This window comes from Maribacter sp. R77961 (assembly GCF_044594925.1).
Lineage (GTDB): Bacteria > Bacteroidota > Bacteroidia > Flavobacteriales > Flavobacteriaceae > Maribacter.
Window position 1 is genome coordinate 916,447 of sequence record NZ_CP138991.1, and the last position, 17,847, is coordinate 934,293.

The window sequence follows — 17,847 nt, forward strand, 5'->3', positions numbered from 1 at the left end:
TTAGACGGTAATGGAAACACCGTTCGTTGTAATACCCTTAGCATCAAAATAGAAATCGATACGGCCTAAATTAACCCCATAGCAGCCTACTTGATTTACAAGAACCTCTTTATCCAGAGCATTAGTAACAATACTAGGTTTATCCAAGAAGGTATGGGTATGTCCACCGATGATGAGGTTTGTATGCTTCGTTTTTGCAGCTAGTTTCATATCGTCCGGTCTATTCTCGTCTTTATAACTATAGCCCAAATGTGAAAGACAAATGACCAAATCACATTTTTCCTCTTCTATTAAACGTAGTTCCAAATCATTGGCAATCTCGTAAGGATTTAAATACTTGGTTTCTTTATAAAGTGTCTTGGTCACCAATCCTTTTAACTGTATTCCAAGTCCATAAACACCAATTTTAATACCGTCCCTTTCGTACGTTTGAAAAGGTTTGGTGAAACCATCTAAAACGGTATCCGTAAAATCGTAGTTGGAAGAAATAAAATCGAACTTGCCGTAGGGTATTTGCGCTAATAAGCCTTCAACTCCATTATCAAAATCATGATTACCTATGGTGGCGGCATCATAGTTTAACATCGTCATCAACCTCATCTCTAATTCCCCGCCATAGAAATTAAAGTACGGCGTTCCTTGGAAGATATCACCGGCATCGAACAACAAGGTATTAGGATTCTCTTCCCGAATAGCATTCACTAGACCAGCTCTTCGCGCCAAACCGCCTAAACCGGCAAAACTGGAATGGTCGTTTGGAAAAGCGTCTATATGACTGTGCACGTCATTGGTATGTAAAATAGTGATATGAGTTTTTTTAGCTCCGGAGCAGGAGCTTAAACTAAGACCACCTGCGCCTATGAACGAAGCTGTTGCTGCGGTATCCTGAATAAACTTTCTTCTTTTCATGCGTTATTCAATTTTGTAAAAACGGTCATCGATTGTTGGGGCCAAGGTATCGACCTTAGAAAAATAATCGATCATTGCATTTCTAATTTTATAATCGGTTTCAGTTACGGACAGGGCATTTTTAAAAAAAACCATATCGTCCCCGCCACTTACTAAATAATCTGAAGTGGCTACATAATAATATCGATTAACATCAAAAGGTTTGCCTTGTATTTTTAGGGTTTTGATACTATCGTCCTTATTTAAGATGACTTGGATACCGCTTAAAGGATGCGCTCTTTTAGATTGCACAATGTAGGTTATCATTTGCAAGACAGATTTCCCATCTAGTTCTACCACGGAAATATTATTTTCGAAGGGCATGACCTCGTAGGCCGTTCTGGCCGATACGTTACCCTTGGAAATGATAGCGCGAATACCGCCATGATTCATAAGTACAAAATCTATATCCTTTCCAGTGCGCTTTTTGAATATGGGATTCGTTTCAGAAAGCATAATATCTGCCATAAGATTACCGGCCGTAGTGTTATAGACACCGTCCATTTTACTGATTTTGGCAGGTGCATAAGCCAGTGTGCTATCCAGCATTTTATTAACGCGGGTGCGATAGGGTTCAATAAAATCCTTCACCATTGTAACTTCTTTAAAAGTACTATCTACGGGAATTTGTTCTGCTGCTATGCGTTGCAAGCTTTTCTGGTCTTCTTTACAGGATACAAAACCTATGATTGTTACAAATAAAACAAAATGTTTTATTTTTAAAATTCTAAAGTGTTTTAACTTCGCCATAGAGTTGAACGGATATTATTTACATTTGTATAAATGTAAAAATACATGTTTTTAAAAGGAATTAAGGACAAGTTTAAACAGAAATCTGGACGTAAATTTATTAAGCAAGCCCTAGAAAATGGTGCCTCCGAAACAACGAGGTCAAAGGGAATCACTAAACTAGGATGCATAGTAGATTTGGATAAATTTCAAAACGCTGATTTGTTCTATCAGTTTTTGGAAGAGTTTAAATTAAAGCCCAATGCAGTAAAGATTATCGGGTATAAGAGCTATTATGATAAAAACTCTCCTTACTCCACACCGGTCTTTTCGGATAAGGATTTGGGATGGAACGGAGCTATCGAGAATAGTTATGCATTGGAGTTTTTAAGTAGGGAATATGATTTATTGGTCAATTATTACAATGAGGATAACCTACTTTTAAATTTGATGTCCGTACAGACCAAGGCTCGCTTAAAAGTGGGTTTTAAAGAGGTAGACCCCAATTTCAATGATTTGATTTTGGACACCCCGATTTCCGATTTTAAAACGTTCAAATCTGAATTAAAAAAATATTTAGGCGTTTTTAAAGAGATATAAGTATGAAAGCATTAAGAGGTACTGGAGTAGCGTTGATCACTCCCTTTCAAGAGGATGGTAATATTGATGTGAAGGCCCTTATTGACATTGTGTCGTTCTGTAAGCAAGGCGGAATCGATTATTTAGTGGCATTGGGAACAACGGCGGAATCCGTAACCCTAAGCAAAACAGAAAAGCAATTGGTGCTAGACACCATAGTTAGTGCTAACAACGGGGCGCTACCACTTGTAGTAGGAGTTGGTGGAAACCACACAGCTGCCGTTATTGAAGAACTAAAAACCTTGGATTTATCTAGTTTTGACGCTATTCTTTCTGTTTCTCCCTACTATAATAAACCTACTCAGGAAGGCATCTACAGGCATTTTGAGGCAATAGCTTTGGCCTCTCCAAAGCCCGTAGTAATGTACAATGTTCCTGGAAGAACAGGTAGTAATATGCTTCCATCTACCACCGTTAGACTCGCTAATGATTTTGATAATATCGTAGGCATTAAAGAAGCTTGTGGGGATATGGTTCAGATTATGGAAATCATCGCTTCCAAGCCTAAGGACTTTTTACTACTCTCTGGAGATGATTTAACTGCATTACCAACAATATTGGCAGGTGGTGACGGTGTTATTTCTGTTTTGGGTCAGGGTGTGCCTATAGAATTTTCAGAAATGGTTCGTTTGGGATTACAGGGGAAAACAAAGGAGGCGTATGCGTACCACTACATGCTACAGGATGGGATGAGCCTTATTTTTGAAGAAGGTAATCCGGCTGGTATTAAAGCAATATTTGAAATATTAAGTCTAGCTAGCGCTTCTGTAAGATTACCACTTGTAGAGGCCAGTGGCGCCCTAAAATCTAAACTTGCTCATTTTATAGCTTCATTATCCAGCGTTACGGCTTAGTACTTTTTTTCGTTAAAACTTACCCAAAACGCTTAATTCAGAGCAGAATGATGCTATTTTTGGACCTATAAAAATGTTTTTTATATCCATTGATAATTACTAATTTTGCAAAATGTTTTTTAGAATAAAGCACATATTACTTTTAGGTGGTTTACTTATCGCTTTTCAATCTTGTAATGAGTATCAAAAGGTAATCAAAAATGAGGATGTTAAGGCCAAGTATGATATGGCCGAAAAATACTACGATGAAGGCGACTTCAAGAGAGCTAATCGTTTATTGGAACAAATTGCACCAAAATACATAGGTAAGCCGCAAGGAGAGCGTGTGATGTTCTTTTTGGCGAATACCTATTTTGAGCGTGGCGACTACAATATGGCCGGATATCAATTTGAACGTTTTATCAAATCCTATCCTAAAAGTGATAAAATAGCACAAGCATCCTTTTTGGGAGCTAAGAGTTATTTTGAATTGTCTCCTAATTATTCTTTGGATCAGACGGACACGGACAAAGCCTTATTAAAATTACAGAATTTCATCAATGCTTACTCGGAATCCGAGTTTTTTGCGGATGCCAATGAGATGGCAAAGGAGCTTACTACTAAAAAAGAGAAAAAAGCTTTCGAGATTTTAAAACAGTACAATAAACTCGGGGAGTTCAACTATGACATGTTGAAATCCGCTGTAGAGGCGTCGGACAATTTTGTTTCGGATTTTCCAGGTTCTATTTACAGAGAGGAAGCACTACTCGTAAAAGTGGATGCTTTGACCAATAGAGCACTTAATAGTTTTGAGAGTTTACAAGAGGAACGTCTTTTAGATGCGAAAACAGCATATTTAGCGTTTAAGAAAAAGTACCCGGAGACCAATTTTGAAAAAGAAGCTTCAAGGTTGATGGAAAATATAGAAAAAGAATTACAAAAATTCAACACGGAATCAGAATCAGAATCCAAATAAATAGTTTCAATTATGAACATGAACGATTTAAAAACTTCTAAAGCTGCGGTTTCCACGGTGACCCACAATAAGAACGAATTTGACGCCAAGACGCAGAATATATATGAAGCTATATCCATTACGGCAAAGAGAGCTATTCAAATTAATTCTGAAATCAAAAAAGAGCTCTTAGAGAAATTGGAAGAATTTGCAACCTACAGCGATAGTCTGGAGGAGGTCTTTGAAAATAAAGAGCAAATTGAAGTTTCTAAGTTCTACGAGAAGTTACCAAAGCCACATGCATTAGCAGTAGAAGAGTGGTTAATGGATAAAATATATCACAGAAATACAGAGAAAGACGCATAGGTAGATGTTAAACGGCAAAAATATCCTTTTAGGCATTACCGGAGGAATTGCTGCTTATAAAACGACATTCCTAGTACGTCTCTTCATAAAAGCTGGCGCTAACGTTAAGGTTATACTTACCGATAGTGCCAGCTCTTTTGTTTCCCCACTTACGCTGGCCACCTTATCTAAAAACCCTGTAGTTACCGACTTTGTAAAATCTGAAGCAAATTCAGTGGACTGGAACAACCATGTAGAGCTGGGACTTTGGGCAGATTTAATGTTGGTTGCACCTGCAACTGCCAATACCATGTCTAAAATGGCATCCGGTGGTTGTGATAATTTGCTTTTGGCGAGTTACCTATCGGCAAAATGTCCTGTATTCTTTGCGCCGGCAATGGACTTGGACATGTACAAACACCCTAGTACGGTTGCGACCTTGGACAAACTACAATCTTTTGGAAACCTTATGATTCCTGCCACCTCTGGAGAATTGGCCAGTGGCCTGCACGGGGAGGGAAGAATGGCCGAACCGGAAACGATACTTCAATTCATTACCAATCAACTATCTAGTGGATTGCCCTTGCATGGTAAGAAGGTTCTTATTACTGCCGGACCCACCTATGAAGCAATAGATCCTGTGCGTTTTATTGGGAATCACTCCTCTGGTTTAATGGGTTTTGAACTGGCACGAGCAGCTGCCGCTCTAGGCGCAGAAGTAAATTTGGTTATGGGACCTTCGCATTTTAATGCGAATGACGACGATGCTATTTCTTTAATTAAGGTTGTTAGTGCAGATGAAATGTATACCAGCGCCCATGAGCACTATGCTGATTCCGATATTGTTATCTGTGCAGCAGCGGTTGCGGATTATAGGCCCAAGATACGGGCAGAACAAAAAATTAAGAAATCCGATAAGGACCTAAGCATCGATTTAGTTAAAAACAAGGATATTCTTCTATCACTCGGTAAAGCCAAGAAAGGCCAATATTTGGTAGGCTTTGCCTTAGAAACGGAGAACGAAATCGACAATGCGAAAGGTAAACTTAGACGCAAGAATTTAGATGCTATTGTCTTAAATTCCCTTAACGATAAGGGAGCTGGTTTTGGCGGAACCACCAATAAAATTAGCTTCATAGATACCAATTTAGAAATACAAACGTTTGAACTTAAAACCAAGGCAGCTGTAGCTAAGGATATTCTGAACGAAATTATTAAAAGACGCTATGCGTAAACTGGTATTCTTTATTTCTCTTTTCTTGATTAGTTTTTGCATGAAACCACAGGAATTAAACTGTACGATTATCGTAAACTCTGACCAGGTATCCCAGACCAATCAGCAAATTTTTAAAACACTAGAACGTTCCCTGAACGACTTCGTGAACAAGAATAAATGGACAAACCGGGTATACAAGGAAAATGAACGTGTAAATGCCCAATTGTTCATTACCATAACCGATTATGAATCCGACCGTTTTAAGGGTAATATCCAGATTCAATCCTCAAGGCCGGTCTACAATACCTCATACGAAAGTCCTATTTTTAATTATAAGGACAATCAATTCAATTTCCAGTATATAGAATTTCAACCTTTGGTATTCAACGAGAATGTATTTGAATCTAACCTTGTTGGTGTGGTTTCCTATTACATATACATTATGCTAGGTCTAGATGCGGACACCTTTAGTTTAGAAGGTGGCACGGATTTATTCAGAAAAGCGCAGAGTATCGTAACCCAGGCACAAGGAAAAGGTTTTAAAGATTGGGGACAATCTAGTGATCGTAGTAGATTTGAGTTAGTAGATAATTTACTTTCTAATACCTTCCGTGAGTATAGAGTGGCCATGTACAACTACCACAGAAAAGGGATGGACATTATGGGAGATAATAATAGTACTGGAAAACAAGTGGTTGCCGGTACAATGAAATTGTTCGAGACCATGATTAAGAGACGTCCAAACGCGTTTTTGATACAAACCTTCTTTGATGCAAAGTCAGAAGAAATACAGAATATATTCTCTGATGGACCTAAAGTAGATATCGTAAAACTCAAAGAAACACTCAATAAAATTGCTCCTTTATATTCCAGTACTTGGAACGATATAAAGTATTGACCCTTTTTTCAAATCATAATATAGACTACCTTTGCTGTACTAAAAGCAAAAGCATTGTTAGCTCATCTTTCAATTGAAAATTACGCATTAATAGATAGCCTTAAAGTTGGTTTCGATAGTGGTTTTACGGTAATTACCGGGGAAACCGGAGCGGGTAAATCAATTCTTTTAGGTGGTCTTTCCTTGGTGTTAGGGAATCGTGCGGATTTGTCATCGCTTCGTAACAAGGAAAAGAAGTGCATTATTGAAGCAGATTTTACCATTGGTGATTATAATTTAAAATCTTTCTTTTCAAAGGCCGATTTGGATTATGAGGATGTCACGGTCATAAGACGTGAAATTTTACCAAGCGGAAAGTCCAGAGCTTTCATCAACGATACACCGGTTACTTTGGATGTCTTATCTAAATTAGGTGCTAGGTTAATAGATGTGCACTCGCAGCATCAAACTTTAGAACTTACAGAAAACGACTTTCAGTTTAAACTCATAGATGCTTTCGCAAATAACTCCAAACACTTAATTGCGTACAAAGAGCAGCTACAACGATTTAGAAGTGCAGAAAAAGAATTACAGGATTTAGTCACATTTCAAAGTAACGCAACAAAGGAGCAAGATTATAATTCCTTTTTATTAACTGAGTTAGAGGCAGCACCTCTAAAGGAAGGGATTATAGCCGAGTTAGAAGCGCAGTATGAACAACTGAACAATGTTGAGCTTATTATGGAGGAATTGTCCAAAGGAGCGCAATTGTTCAACGATGAACAGGTTGGCGTTCTTTCGCTGATGACGGAGATGAGAGCGGCATTTTCTAAACTAGCGGGTTTCGGTAATCAATATGAAGAATTACATCAAAGGATACAATCGGCCTTTATAGAGTTAGATGATATAAATACGGAGTTACAGGATTTTCAGGAGGGTATAACGTCTAATCCTGCGCTTTTAGAAGAGGTAAGCGGAAAACTTCAATTACTTTATAACCTTCAAAAGAAGCATGGTGCTAGTCAAATAACGGAGCTTATCCAAATAAAAAATGATTTGGCGGACAAGGTATTCGAGACCGCTCATGTGGATGAAAAAATAGCCTTGAAAACAAAGGAATTACAGGAATTAACATCAGCATTGGAGGAGCAAGCACTTTTGATACGGGAAAAAAGAAATAGTATTATCCCGAATCTGAAAAAACAATTGGAATCTAATCTGGGATCGCTTGGTATGCCCAGTGCCTCCTTTGATATTTCCCTGCAAGCAACGGATAGTTTTAAACCCAATGGTATGGACGAACTTTCGTTCCTGTTCACAGCAAATAAAGGCAGTAATTATGGCTTGTTAAAAAAGGTAGCTTCAGGTGGTGAACTGTCTAGGATTATGTTGGTGATAAAATCCATATTGGCTAAATATGAAAAACTGCCTACCATCATGTTCGATGAAATAGATACAGGAGTTTCCGGTGAAATTTCGAACCGTATGGCAGATATAATGAAAGAGATGAGTGGAGTTATGCAAGTATTTTCAATAACGCATTTGCCCCAGGTGGCCTCAAAAGGTAACCACCATTATAAGGTCTATAAAACAGATACGGCGGAAAGAACGGAGACGAATATGATGAAACTTTCCGATGAGGAAAGAGTGGTGGAATTAGCACAAATGCTAGGAGGCAAGGAATTGTCCGATTCTGCACTAGCACATGCCAAACAATTATTGAATTAATAAGATTGACATAAAAATTACGATTAACATATTTTAAATATCTTTGATTTATAAATCTTAAACACTAGAACCAACGAACATGGCTTACAACTTATTAAAAGGTAAAAGGGGAATTATATTTGGCGCATTGGATGAGAATTCAATCGCTTGGAAAACTGCGCAAAGTATTCATGATGAAGGAGGTACTTTTGTGTTGACAAATGCTCCTATTGCAATGAGAATGGGCCAGATTAGGGATTTAGCCGAAAAAACCGGTTCTGAGATTATTCCAGCTGATGCTACAAATGCTGAAGATTTAGAAAACCTAGTTACCAAGTCCATGGAAATTTTAGGTGGAAAATTGGATTTTGTTCTTCATTCTATAGGCATGTCCGTAAACGTAAGAAAAGGACGTGCATACACGGACGAAAACTACGATTTTACTGCAAAAGGGTGGGATGTATCCGCGTTGTCTTTTCACAAGGTAATGCAATCTCTATATAAGCATGATGCCATGAACGAATGGGGAAGTATTGTTGCATTGACCTATATGGCGGCACAACGTACTTTTCCAGATTATAACGACATGGCAGATAATAAGGCATATTTAGAATCCGTAGCCCGTAGTTTTGGATACTTCTTTGGAAAAGAGAAAAAAGTAAGGGTGAATACAATTTCCCAATCGCCAACAGCAACAACCGCAGGACAAGGCATAAAGGGCTTTGATGGTTTTATTAATTACGCTGAAAAAATGTCCCCGTTAGGTAACGCTACAGCTCAAGATTGTGCGGATTATACGATGACACTCTTTTCTGACCTTACGAGAAAGGTAACGATGCAAAACCTATTTCATGATGGCGGTTTTTCTAATACTGGCGTTAGTCAAGAGGTGATTGACAAGTTTTAAATTCATATTATTTTCATTGAATCTGGTCTAATATAGATTGGCTTTTGCGTTTAAAGTATACTAAAAATGGAGCTGTCCTTTTCTTTTATTGTTCCAGTTTATAATAGGCCCAACGAAATTCAAGAACTTTTAGAAAGTCTCTTGCAACAAACTTATGACAGAGATTTCGAGATAGTTATCGTTGAGGATGGTTCTACGCAGTCTTCGGAGTCCGTTGTAAAATCGTTCCAGGATAAACTTAATATTGCGTATTATCAAAAACTAAATTCAGGTCCTGGTGATTCTAGAAATTACGGAATGCGTTTGGCCAAGGGCAATTACTATATTGTATTAGATTCGGATTGTATTCTACCACCACAGTATTTAGTTTCCGCGGAAAAAAGCCTCTTAGGAGCCTTTGTACATTGCTATGGTGGTCCCGATGCTGCTCATGAATCGTTTACCGATGTTCAAAAGGCAATTAATTACGCTATGACCTCTTTTTTAACAACAGGAGGTATTAGGGGAGGAAAAAAGGCTGTTGATAAATTTCAACCCCGGAGTTTTAATATGGGTATATCCAAGGAAGCTTTTGAAAAAGTTGGAGGATATGGTAATATTCACCCCGGAGAAGACCCGGATTTAACAATACGTATTTGGAACGAAGGCTACGAGACCAAGCTCATACCGGAGGCCTATGTGTATCATAAAAGGAGAATTGACTGGAAGAAGTTCTATATTCAGGTAAATAAATTTGGTATGGTACGGCCTATCCTTAATAAGTGGCATCCGGCGACGGCAAAGTTGACATACTGGTTTCCGACTCTTTTTTGTGTGGGATTCTTGTTGGCCCTGTTATTAATGGTAATTGGTTTTCCTTTCTTAAGCTATCTTTTTGCGTTTTACTTTGTGCTTTTATTTATAGATGCGCTTTTAAAGACTAAAAACATAGCAGTTTCCTTAATGGCATTATTTGCCACGATCGTTCAGTTCGTTGGCTACGGAATCGGTTTTTTGAAGTCAACGATTTACATTACTTTTAGTAAAAGAAGTGCTGAGGAGATTTTCCCTAAGTTGTTTTTTAAAAATAATTGATGATTCTAGAGCGAATTAAAACAGGTGTAAAAAAGCGTAAATTCAGGGTTTTCCTGGTATTTCTGTTTTTTTCGACCTTAGCTTGGCTTATAAATAATCTTTCACAATCCTTTGTCAGTACAACAAAGTTTGATCTTAGTTATGTTAATGTACCGGATGCGTTCCTACTTGCAGAAATCCCAAAAAGTCAATTAAATGTAAAGTTAAAGGCGGTCGGTTTCCAGTTTTTGGGATTTGGAATTAAAAAAAAGACGGTACAACTAGATTTATCCAAAGCCAATAAAAAAGGTGATTCGTACTATATAACTCAAAATGTATATAAGCGGCAGATTGAAAATCAACTTCCTAAAACGATAACCTTGTTAGAAGTAGATACGGACACAATTTTCCTAGACTTTACAAAAGTGGTTACGAAAGAAGTACCCGTTATTCCACGGCTTAACTTTAGTCTAGCAAAGAACTATATGTTAGAAGAGGATATAGTAGTACGCCCGGCGACCATAAAAATAAAAGGGCCCAAAAAACAAATAGATACCATAGAGAGCGTAAGAACTGCTTATGTAGACCTAGTTGATATAGACAAGGATTTCGCTGTTGAGACGGTGATTATAAAATCTCGTGAACTAAACAAAACTACGTTTACACCGAATACTATTGAACTATCCGCAAAGGTTTATCGCTTCTCTGAAAAGGAATTTTCTGTTCCTGTTACCATGGTCAATGTACCTAAAGGTACTAAGGTCAGAATGTTTCCAGATGTAGTGACCATTTTATGTCAAGGAAAAATAGAGGCTTTAAAGACGCTAAGTCCAAACGATTTTGCTGTTACCGCTGATTATTTAAATTTAAAAGGGAGTGATCAAAGTAAGCTACCTATCGCTATTACCGCTGCACCGGAAGACATAAGTAATGCATCACTATCAATAGAGGAAATAGAATTTATTTTAAGGGTGGAAGAATGATTGTTGGATTAACAGGTGGTATAGGCAGCGGAAAATCTACCGTAGCAAAGTTTTTCAAAGCTTTAGGGGTGCCTGTCTATGATTCTGACGTACAGGCAAAACGTATAATGAAATCCTCTAAGAAAATCAGAAAGAAGATTATAGCTTTATTGGGTGAAGAGGCTTATGAAGACAAGTCACTAAATAGAGCCTACATAGCAAAATCAGTTTTCGGTAATAAGGAATTATTGGAAGAATTAAGCGGAATAGTACATCCAGCTGTCAGGAAGCATTTCCTCAAATGGTCTCAGAAACAAGATTATCCATATGTGGTGCAAGAGACAGCCCTTTTATTTGAAAATAAATCAAATCATCTGTATGATAAGGTTATTTTAGTAACAGCTCCACAAAAGCTAAGGATAGCACGTGTAATGAGCAGAGATAAGAGTACGCAGGAACAAGTGCTGGCTCGTATTGAAAATCAATTGGCGGACACGGACAAAATTGAACTTTCAGATTATATCATAGAAAATATAGATTTAAAAGAAACCAAGGATAAAGTGATTAAGCTTAATAAGGCTCTGCTTGAATATTGCTAGGAATCCCACAATTTTAACATTTGTGTTAAGGTTAGGTTAAACCTACTATTGCCCTCCATCGAAATCTTTAATTTTAACATTAAATGAACAAGAGGTTATTTGTGCTCTTAGTAGTTCTGATGAGCTTATCGCTCATTGGTTTGATATTTGTTCAAAGTCTTTGGATAAAGAAATCGGTAGAAGATAAGGAAGACCAGTTTTCCAATATGGTCTCTCAGGCACTTAATAGTGTAACGGATAAGATTTCTAAGCGTGAATATAAAAATTACTCCGATAGATATCTACAAGTTAAGGATAGTGTTGGAGAATTGAAGGAGGCACAATTCAAAAATTTCTTTTTTATTGATAGAGATGTTAATTCTAACGAAATACTGCTTTATGAGCATGGTATTTTAGAAGAAGATTATGGCATTTCTTCCACGTTCTTTGATAATGCTGATGGTAGTGATACCACAATAATAAAAAATTACACAAGCAAGCGCACCACATCTATTTTTAAAGAGGATTATGATATAGATGGTAAAGGGTATAGGCTTACGCCTATACAACGTATTGAGAAAATAGGAGGTCTTTCAAAAATTGATAAGGTGGCCATGGAGGAGATGTTTAACACCTTTGCTCAAAGAGTACCTATACATGAACGTGTTTCCAAACAAGAGATAGAATTATTGGTGCAACGCGAACTTGAAAATAGAGGAGTTGATATCAATTTTGAATATGGCGTTTTTAGTAACGGATTTCCAACCAAGGTAAAATCTAAGAAATTCAAGTACTCAGAAAAGAACATTTATAAATCGGCCATGTTTGCTGATTTCGAGGGAAATTCAAATTTTGATTTGCTGGTATCTTTTCCTAAGAAAAAGCGTTTTTTAGTGCAATCTATTCTTGGATTAGCTTTGTTATCCTTGTTGTTCACATTGATAATAGTAGTGGCCTATTCAGGTGCTATTTATCAACTTATAAGACAAAAACAGATTTCTGAGATAAAAACAGATTTCATCAATAATATGACGCATGAGTTTAAAACGCCTATAGCTACAATTAATCTTGCGGTAGAGGCCATAAGAAATCCAAAAATAATTGCTGACAAAGAAAAAGTGAAGCGTTATTTACAGATGATTCGGGATGAGAATAAACGAATGCATGCGCAAGTAGAGAATGTACTGAGAATATCCAAGTTAGAAAAAAATCAACTGGATATCAGTAAGGATAGGGTGGATGCACACGACATAATTGAGGATGCGATTACGCATGTAGAGCTAATAGTGGCAGACAAAGGAGGTTATATAAAAACACATTTAGATGCAGAACGTTCAGAAGTTTTGGCGAACGAAATGCATTTTACCAACGTCATCGTTAATATGTTGGACAATGCGGTGAAATATTCGGTTGAGCCTCCTAAAATTGACGTGTACACGGAGAAAGTAAAGAATTATATAATAATAAAAGTTAAAGACCAAGGTGCTGGAATGAGCAAGGCGGTCGTAAAGAGAGTTTTTGAAAAGTTCTATAGAGAACATACAGGAGACATACATAATGTAAAAGGACATGGTTTAGGCCTATCCTACGTAAAAAAAATAATAGACGATCATCAAGGTGATGTATATGCGGAGAGTGAAAAAGGCAAAGGCAGCACATTCTTCATTAAGTTACCTCTAATTTAACAACAAATGGAAACAATTAATAAGAAGATTCTTTTAGTAGAGGATGACCCGAATTTCGGAATCGTATTGAAAGATTATTTATCAATGAACGATTTTGATGTGACCCTTGCCAAGAATGGCATGGAGGGTTTTGAGAAATTTAAGAAGGACAATTATGATATCTGTATTTTAGATGTAATGATGCCCTATAAAGATGGGTTTACTCTAGCTAGGGAAATAAGGGAAAAGAATGAAAATGTTCCTATTGTCTTTTTAACTGCTAAAACCATGAAAGAAGATGTTCTTAAGGGTTATAAAGCAGGTGCCGATGATTATTTGAATAAACCATTCGACTCAGAAGTACTTTTGATGAAGCTTAAAGCAATACTTCAAAGAAAAGCATCTAACAGTCTGGCTGATAGTAAGAAATTTGAATTTACGATAGGAGGATTTCATCTTAATTCTAAATTGAGGTTTTTAAAGTATAAAGAAGAGGAGTCCATTAAATTATCACCAAAAGAAAATGAGCTTTTAAGACTCTTAGCACTTCATGAGAATGATTTGATGCCTAGAGAATTAGCATTGACCAAGATTTGGAGAGATGATAATTACTTTACTTCAAGAAGTATGGACGTTTACATTGCCAAGCTTCGTAAATATTTAAAAAGAGATGATACCGTAGAAATTTTAAATATACATGGTGAAGGTTTCCGTCTGGTTATAAAGACCGAGGAATAAATTTTTGACATATCAATAAAATTAAAAAGCACCTTGAAAAAGGTGCTTTTTAATTTTTTAGGAATTGAAGGGCATGTGTTACGATTTTTTCTGGAGTATTTGTAATACTTATGGTAATCGCTTCTTTGGGAGGCTCCAGTGCTTCAAATTGTGATACTAATAGTTCCTTTGGCATAAAATGATCAGTACGTTGCTTAAGTCGCTCGCTTATGGTTTCTAGATTTCCTTCGAGATATATAAAAACACAGCTTTTATCAAGTCCATTTTTAAGCGTAGTCCTATATTTCTCTTTTAGTGCAGAACAAACGATGACGGCACCAGACTGCCTATTTTCATGAGCTAACTGGTTTAAACTTTTCAACCAACCTTGTCTATCATCGTCGTTAAGAGGTTCACCGTTGGACATTTTTTTAATATTGGCTTCAGGATGGTAATCGTCGCCATCATAAAATGTATAGCTTAGTGCTTTCGCTACCATTACTCCGACAGTAGATTTTCCAGAACCCGAGACGCCCATGACATATATAATCTTGTATTTACTCATGTTGTAAATTGGTTAATTCTTTTTTCACCAGTTCAAAAACGGTTTCTTTTTTATAATTATGGGGAATCCATTTTATACGCTCTGTTTTTTTGAACCAAGTAAGCTGTCGTTTAGCAAATCTACGGGTGTTTTTTTTGATTTCAGAAATAGCAAATTCTAAATCCCAGTTTTTATCCAGGTATTGAAAGAGTTCCTTATATCCTACTGTTTGTAAGGCGTTCAGTTTGCTATAGGGTTGAAGTTTGGTTACTTCGTTTAAGAGTCCTTCTTCCATCATTATATCCACTCGAGTGTTTATACGCTCATAGATAATACTCCGTTCGGCATCAATACCAATAGATAAAACTTTGAAATCCCTTTGTTTTTGAGACGAATTTAAAAAACTAGAATATGGTTTTTCCGAGCTTATACAAACCTCTAAGGCACGGATAAGTCTGTGTGGGTTACCAATATCCACATTGTTATAGTATTTTGAGTCCAGTTCTTTAAGTTTACTTTGAAGATATGTCAACCCAAAGGTCTCTAGGTCTTTGTTTAAACTAGCTCTTACACCCTCGGCTATTTTCGGGAATTCATCTAGCCCTTTGGTAATAGCGTTTACGTAAAGTCCGCTTCCTCCGACCAAGACTGCGATATCTTTTTTTTGAAATAAATCTTTGAGTTTTTCTATTCCTTCCCTTTCAAAATCACCCACAGAATAGGGTTCGGTTATACTTTTATTTTGAATAAAATGATGGGGTACTCGTGCCAATTCTTTAGCAGAAGGAACTGCGGTTCCTATGGTCATTTCTTTAAAGAATTGTCTAGAATCGGCAGAAATAATTTCCGTCTCAAAGTGTTCCGCCAATAAAATGGCCAACTTGGTCTTTCCTATGGCTGTAGGACCAACAACCGATATTAAAACCTTATTCATTTAGGAGGTTACCACAATTATAACAATGTTTTGCATCATCTCTATGCCGTTCTTTTGCACAGTAAGGGCATGCTTGCGTATTAAGATGTACATCAAAATTATCCGAAGCAACTGGTTTGTCTTCTTCTTTGTCTGCGTTATTTTTGGAAAATTCTACCGTAACGATACCCGTTGGTACCGCAATTATTCCATAACCTAAAATCATAATGATCGTTGCAATAAACTGACCCAGATTGGTTTGGGGAGCAATATCACCATAGCCCACGGTGGTTAGTGTTACAATGGTCCAATAAATACTTCTCGGAATACTGGTAAAACCTGCTTCGTCACTTTCTATGAGGTACATAATGGTTCCCATAATCACGGAAAGAATTAATACGACATAGATAAATACCGCAATTTTGGTTCTACTTGCCTTAAGTGCTTTTTTAAGCTGTGAAGCCTCTCCGATAAACTGCACGAGTTTAAGAATCCGGAAAATACGGAGCATTCTGAATATCCTGAATGCCAGCAGTACTTGAGACCCTGCAAATATGTACGATAGATATAATGGGATGGTAGAAATAAAATCTATAATACCGTAAAAACTGAAAATATACTTGAAAGGTCTCTTAATGGATATAATCCTTGCGATATATTCTATAGTAAAAAAGATGGTTACCACCCACTCCAGTATAAGAAGCGTACGATGGTATTCCACGTCAATTTCTTTGACACTTTCTAGTAATATAAGAAGAACGCTTAGAAGTATGAGAAAGATAAGAATTAAATCGAACCATTTACCCATAGGAGTATCTGCCTCATAAATTATCTCATGAAGTCTATTCTTCCAATTACTCTGGTGCTTTTCGTTTTTCAATTTTTAATGGTAATAGGTATGGTCTTTAGTATTCGTTTTTTTCTGAGATAGGACGCAATGATAAAATTAGCATTAGCAGTACCGTTCATTGGGGTAATAATACTTTCTAAGATATGAATATTATTTATTTGATGGTTTAAATTATAATATCCAGTACCTACTAGCGAGCCATTTCTGATAAGAATAGCACTATTTTCCCCTACCTCACGGCCTTTGTCTACTAATATGACGTCATCTGAAGGTATACCATACTTCTTTAAGCCATCTTCTAATCTTTGATTATACGTAGACGGGCTTTCTTTTTGAATACATGCTCCAAAGCATTCCTCATCCATGTATTTAGCACAGTTTGTTTTTGCTTCGCTAAATCCATTAAGTTTATCACAAAGGTTGAACTCTTTTGTAATTTTAAAGAGATGGTTTTTTGCGCTAAAGGCACCATTGAATAATCCTACTTTGTCTGTACAATTGGACAAATTTGAAACTTCCAACTGGTAATACCCATCTTCATTTTTAGTTTTACACAGGGCGTGAGAAAACATGCGCTTCCGCGGCACATTGTTATACTTTGGCTTATTTTTAAGCAATTCTTGGTGTTCCTTAAGCAAAGCGACCAATTCGCTTCCCGTTTTTTCAAAGCTTACTTTTTTAGTATCCTTCGCCAATTTTCTGGAACGCGTGCCATTCTTGGTAAATAGCTGATTCACTTTCTTTTTTATATCGGTACTCTTGCTAAGGTAAATGATATCACCGTCTTTGTTATGCATATAGAATACCCCAGTCTCATTAGGTAAACTTTGCACCATATCCAATTGTTTTTCAGATAGTTCTCCGTGTGCCTCTTTTCTTATAACCTCTTGGATAATGGTCTTTTCCGTGTCCTTGGCAAGTAGTAGTTTAAAGAGTTGTACAGTGGCAAGAGCATCACCGTTTGCACGGTGTCTATCACTTACTGGGATTCCTAAAGAACGAACCAGTTTGCCTAAACTATAGGATTCTGCATCGGGCAATAATTTTTTAGATAAGTCTACTGTGCATAGGGTTTTACGTTCATAATTATAGCCCAATCTTCTAAATTCTGTCCGTAGGATACGATAGTCAAATTGGGCATTATGCGCAACGATTACGGCATCTTGGGAAATTTCTACGATACGTTTTGCAACTTCATGAAATTTAGGAGCTGTTCTGAGCATTTTATTGTTAATACCCGTAAGGTTAACAACAAAGGGTTGAATTTCTTTTTCTGGATTCACTAAGCTAATAAAAGTATCCACCACGTTGTGTCCGTCGAACTTATGAATCGCAATTTCGGTAATACCTTCCTCATTGAATTTGCCACCAGTCGTTTCAATATCCAGTATTACGTACATGTATTTCTTT

Annotated in this window: 19 protein-coding genes; 13 read left to right on the forward strand and 6 right to left on the reverse strand. The window is 36.9% G+C overall.

All coding sequences use genetic code 11. The annotated features are described in order from the left end of the window. Complete coding sequence (locus tag SJY09_RS03895) at positions 1-909, reverse strand: bifunctional metallophosphatase/5'-nucleotidase (protein ID WP_396637648.1); 909 nt, start codon at positions 907-909, stop codon at positions 1-3. 3 nt (positions 910-912) lie between these two features. After that, positions 913-1,698, reverse strand: coding sequence for a 5'-nucleotidase C-terminal domain-containing protein (locus SJY09_RS03900; protein ID WP_396637649.1), 786 nt, complete (start codon positions 1,696-1,698; stop codon positions 913-915). Positions 1,699-1,743: 45 nt separating this feature from the next. On the opposite strand from SJY09_RS03900, the gene SJY09_RS03905 reads away from it, so the two are divergent. From SJY09_RS03905 to SJY09_RS03965, 13 genes are all read left to right on the forward strand, one after another. Continuing rightward, the gene (locus SJY09_RS03905) at positions 1,744-2,277 is read left to right on the forward strand and encodes a DUF6913 domain-containing protein (protein WP_396637650.1); all 534 of its coding nucleotides are present in this window, start codon (positions 1,744-1,746) and stop codon (positions 2,275-2,277) included. A 2-nt stretch (positions 2,278-2,279) separates the two neighbouring features. Beyond that, positions 2,280-3,170: a 4-hydroxy-tetrahydrodipicolinate synthase gene (dapA, locus tag SJY09_RS03910; protein ID WP_396637651.1), complete on the forward strand. Its 891-nt coding sequence runs from the start codon at positions 2,280-2,282 to the stop codon at positions 3,168-3,170. Between the two features lie 112 nt (positions 3,171-3,282). After that, on the forward strand, positions 3,283-4,125 hold the full coding sequence (locus SJY09_RS03915; protein ID WP_396637652.1) for an outer membrane protein assembly factor BamD: 843 nt from the start codon (positions 3,283-3,285) through the stop codon (positions 4,123-4,125). Between the two features lie 12 nt (positions 4,126-4,137). After that, positions 4,138-4,470 (forward strand): DNA-directed RNA polymerase subunit omega, encoded by a 333-nt coding sequence (locus tag SJY09_RS03920; RefSeq protein ID WP_396637653.1) that lies wholly within the window; start codon positions 4,138-4,140, stop codon positions 4,468-4,470. A gap of 4 nt (positions 4,471-4,474) precedes the next feature. Next, positions 4,475-5,683, forward strand: coding sequence for a bifunctional phosphopantothenoylcysteine decarboxylase/phosphopantothenate--cysteine ligase CoaBC (gene coaBC, locus SJY09_RS03925; protein ID WP_396637654.1), 1,209 nt, complete (start codon positions 4,475-4,477; stop codon positions 5,681-5,683). Then, positions 5,676-6,563: a DUF4835 family protein gene (locus SJY09_RS03930; protein ID WP_396637655.1), complete on the forward strand. Its 888-nt coding sequence runs from the start codon at positions 5,676-5,678 to the stop codon at positions 6,561-6,563. Before coaBC ends, SJY09_RS03930 begins: the two co-directional genes overlap by 8 nt. 54 nt (positions 6,564-6,617) lie before the next feature. After that, positions 6,618-8,270 carry a DNA repair protein RecN gene (recN, locus tag SJY09_RS03935; RefSeq protein ID WP_396637656.1) on the forward strand — a complete coding sequence of 551 codons (1,653 nt, stop codon included), beginning with the start codon at positions 6,618-6,620 and terminating at the stop codon, positions 8,268-8,270. A gap of 79 nt (positions 8,271-8,349) precedes the next feature. Further along, the gene (locus SJY09_RS03940) at positions 8,350-9,156 is read left to right on the forward strand and encodes an enoyl-ACP reductase (RefSeq protein WP_396637657.1); all 807 of its coding nucleotides are present in this window, start codon (positions 8,350-8,352) and stop codon (positions 9,154-9,156) included. Positions 9,157-9,222: 66 nt separating this feature from the next. Further along, positions 9,223-10,230: a glycosyltransferase gene (locus SJY09_RS03945; protein ID WP_396637658.1), complete on the forward strand. Its 1,008-nt coding sequence runs from the start codon at positions 9,223-9,225 to the stop codon at positions 10,228-10,230. After that, positions 10,230-11,192, forward strand: coding sequence for a YbbR-like domain-containing protein (locus tag SJY09_RS03950; RefSeq protein WP_396637659.1), 963 nt, complete (start codon positions 10,230-10,232; stop codon positions 11,190-11,192). Before SJY09_RS03945 ends, SJY09_RS03950 begins: the two co-directional genes overlap by 1 nt. Further along, positions 11,189-11,770, forward strand: coding sequence for a dephospho-CoA kinase (gene coaE / locus SJY09_RS03955; protein WP_396637660.1), 582 nt, complete (start codon positions 11,189-11,191; stop codon positions 11,768-11,770). The genes SJY09_RS03950 and coaE overlap by 4 nt, the downstream gene beginning before the upstream one ends. A gap of 83 nt (positions 11,771-11,853) precedes the next feature. Next, a complete protein-coding gene (locus SJY09_RS03960; RefSeq protein ID WP_396637661.1) occupies positions 11,854-13,434 on the forward strand; it encodes a sensor histidine kinase in 1,581 nt (526 codons plus the stop codon). A 6-nt stretch (positions 13,435-13,440) separates the two neighbouring features. After that, the gene (locus SJY09_RS03965) at positions 13,441-14,151 is read left to right on the forward strand and encodes a response regulator transcription factor (protein ID WP_396637662.1); all 711 of its coding nucleotides are present in this window, start codon (positions 13,441-13,443) and stop codon (positions 14,149-14,151) included. A gap of 49 nt (positions 14,152-14,200) precedes the next feature. Here SJY09_RS03965 and SJY09_RS03970 read toward each other — a convergent pair whose 3' ends face one another. The 4 genes from SJY09_RS03970 to SJY09_RS03985 are packed head-to-tail and all read right to left on the reverse strand — an operon-like array spanning position 14,201 to position 17,837. After that, positions 14,201-14,695: a gluconokinase gene (locus SJY09_RS03970; protein WP_396637663.1), complete on the reverse strand. Its 495-nt coding sequence runs from the start codon at positions 14,693-14,695 to the stop codon at positions 14,201-14,203. Continuing rightward, on the reverse strand, positions 14,688-15,608 hold the full coding sequence (gene miaA, locus SJY09_RS03975) for a tRNA (adenosine(37)-N6)-dimethylallyltransferase MiaA (protein ID WP_396637664.1): 921 nt from the start codon (positions 15,606-15,608) through the stop codon (positions 14,688-14,690). The genes SJY09_RS03970 and miaA overlap by 8 nt, the downstream gene beginning before the upstream one ends. Beyond that, the gene (locus SJY09_RS03980) at positions 15,601-16,467 is read right to left on the reverse strand and encodes an ion transporter (RefSeq protein WP_396637665.1); all 867 of its coding nucleotides are present in this window, start codon (positions 16,465-16,467) and stop codon (positions 15,601-15,603) included. The genes miaA and SJY09_RS03980 overlap by 8 nt, the downstream gene beginning before the upstream one ends. Continuing rightward, the gene (locus tag SJY09_RS03985) at positions 16,464-17,837 is read right to left on the reverse strand and encodes an exonuclease domain-containing protein (RefSeq protein WP_396637666.1); all 1,374 of its coding nucleotides are present in this window, start codon (positions 17,835-17,837) and stop codon (positions 16,464-16,466) included. The genes SJY09_RS03980 and SJY09_RS03985 overlap by 4 nt, the downstream gene beginning before the upstream one ends. Positions 17,838-17,847: the final 10 nt, after the last annotated feature.

Bases quoted from the DNA above. Each gene is read 5' to 3' on its own strand.
- SJY09_RS03920 (WP_396637653.1), top strand. From the start codon at position 4,138: ATGAACATGAACGATTTAAAAACTTCTAAAGCTGCGGTTTCCACGGTG.
- SJY09_RS03895 (WP_396637648.1), bottom strand. From the start codon at position 909: ATGAAAAGAAGAAAGTTTATTCAGGATACCGCAGCAACAGCTTCGTTC.
- SJY09_RS03970 (WP_396637663.1), bottom strand. From the start codon at position 14,695: ATGAGTAAATACAAGATTATATATGTCATGGGCGTCTCGGGTTCTGGA.
- SJY09_RS03915 (WP_396637652.1), top strand. From the start codon at position 3,283: ATGTTTTTTAGAATAAAGCACATATTACTTTTAGGTGGTTTACTTATC.
- SJY09_RS03905 (WP_396637650.1), top strand. From the start codon at position 1,744: ATGTTTTTAAAAGGAATTAAGGACAAGTTTAAACAGAAATCTGGACGT.
- coaBC (WP_396637654.1), top strand. From the start codon at position 4,475: ATGTTAAACGGCAAAAATATCCTTTTAGGCATTACCGGAGGAATTGCT.
- SJY09_RS03985 (WP_396637666.1), bottom strand. From the start codon at position 17,837: ATGTACGTAATACTGGATATTGAAACGACTGGTGGCAAATTCAATGAG.
- coaE (WP_396637660.1), top strand. From the start codon at position 11,189: ATGATTGTTGGATTAACAGGTGGTATAGGCAGCGGAAAATCTACCGTA.
- SJY09_RS03950 (WP_396637659.1), top strand. From the start codon at position 10,230: ATGATTCTAGAGCGAATTAAAACAGGTGTAAAAAAGCGTAAATTCAGG.
- SJY09_RS03930 (WP_396637655.1), top strand. From the start codon at position 5,676: ATGCGTAAACTGGTATTCTTTATTTCTCTTTTCTTGATTAGTTTTTGC.
- SJY09_RS03960 (WP_396637661.1), top strand. From the start codon at position 11,854: ATGAACAAGAGGTTATTTGTGCTCTTAGTAGTTCTGATGAGCTTATCG.
- SJY09_RS03945 (WP_396637658.1), top strand. From the start codon at position 9,223: ATGGAGCTGTCCTTTTCTTTTATTGTTCCAGTTTATAATAGGCCCAAC.
- SJY09_RS03940 (WP_396637657.1), top strand. From the start codon at position 8,350: ATGGCTTACAACTTATTAAAAGGTAAAAGGGGAATTATATTTGGCGCA.
- SJY09_RS03900 (WP_396637649.1), bottom strand. From the start codon at position 1,698: ATGGCGAAGTTAAAACACTTTAGAATTTTAAAAATAAAACATTTTGTT.
- miaA (WP_396637664.1), bottom strand. From the start codon at position 15,608: ATGAATAAGGTTTTAATATCGGTTGTTGGTCCTACAGCCATAGGAAAG.
- dapA (WP_396637651.1), top strand. From the start codon at position 2,280: ATGAAAGCATTAAGAGGTACTGGAGTAGCGTTGATCACTCCCTTTCAA.
- SJY09_RS03965 (WP_396637662.1), top strand. From the start codon at position 13,441: ATGGAAACAATTAATAAGAAGATTCTTTTAGTAGAGGATGACCCGAAT.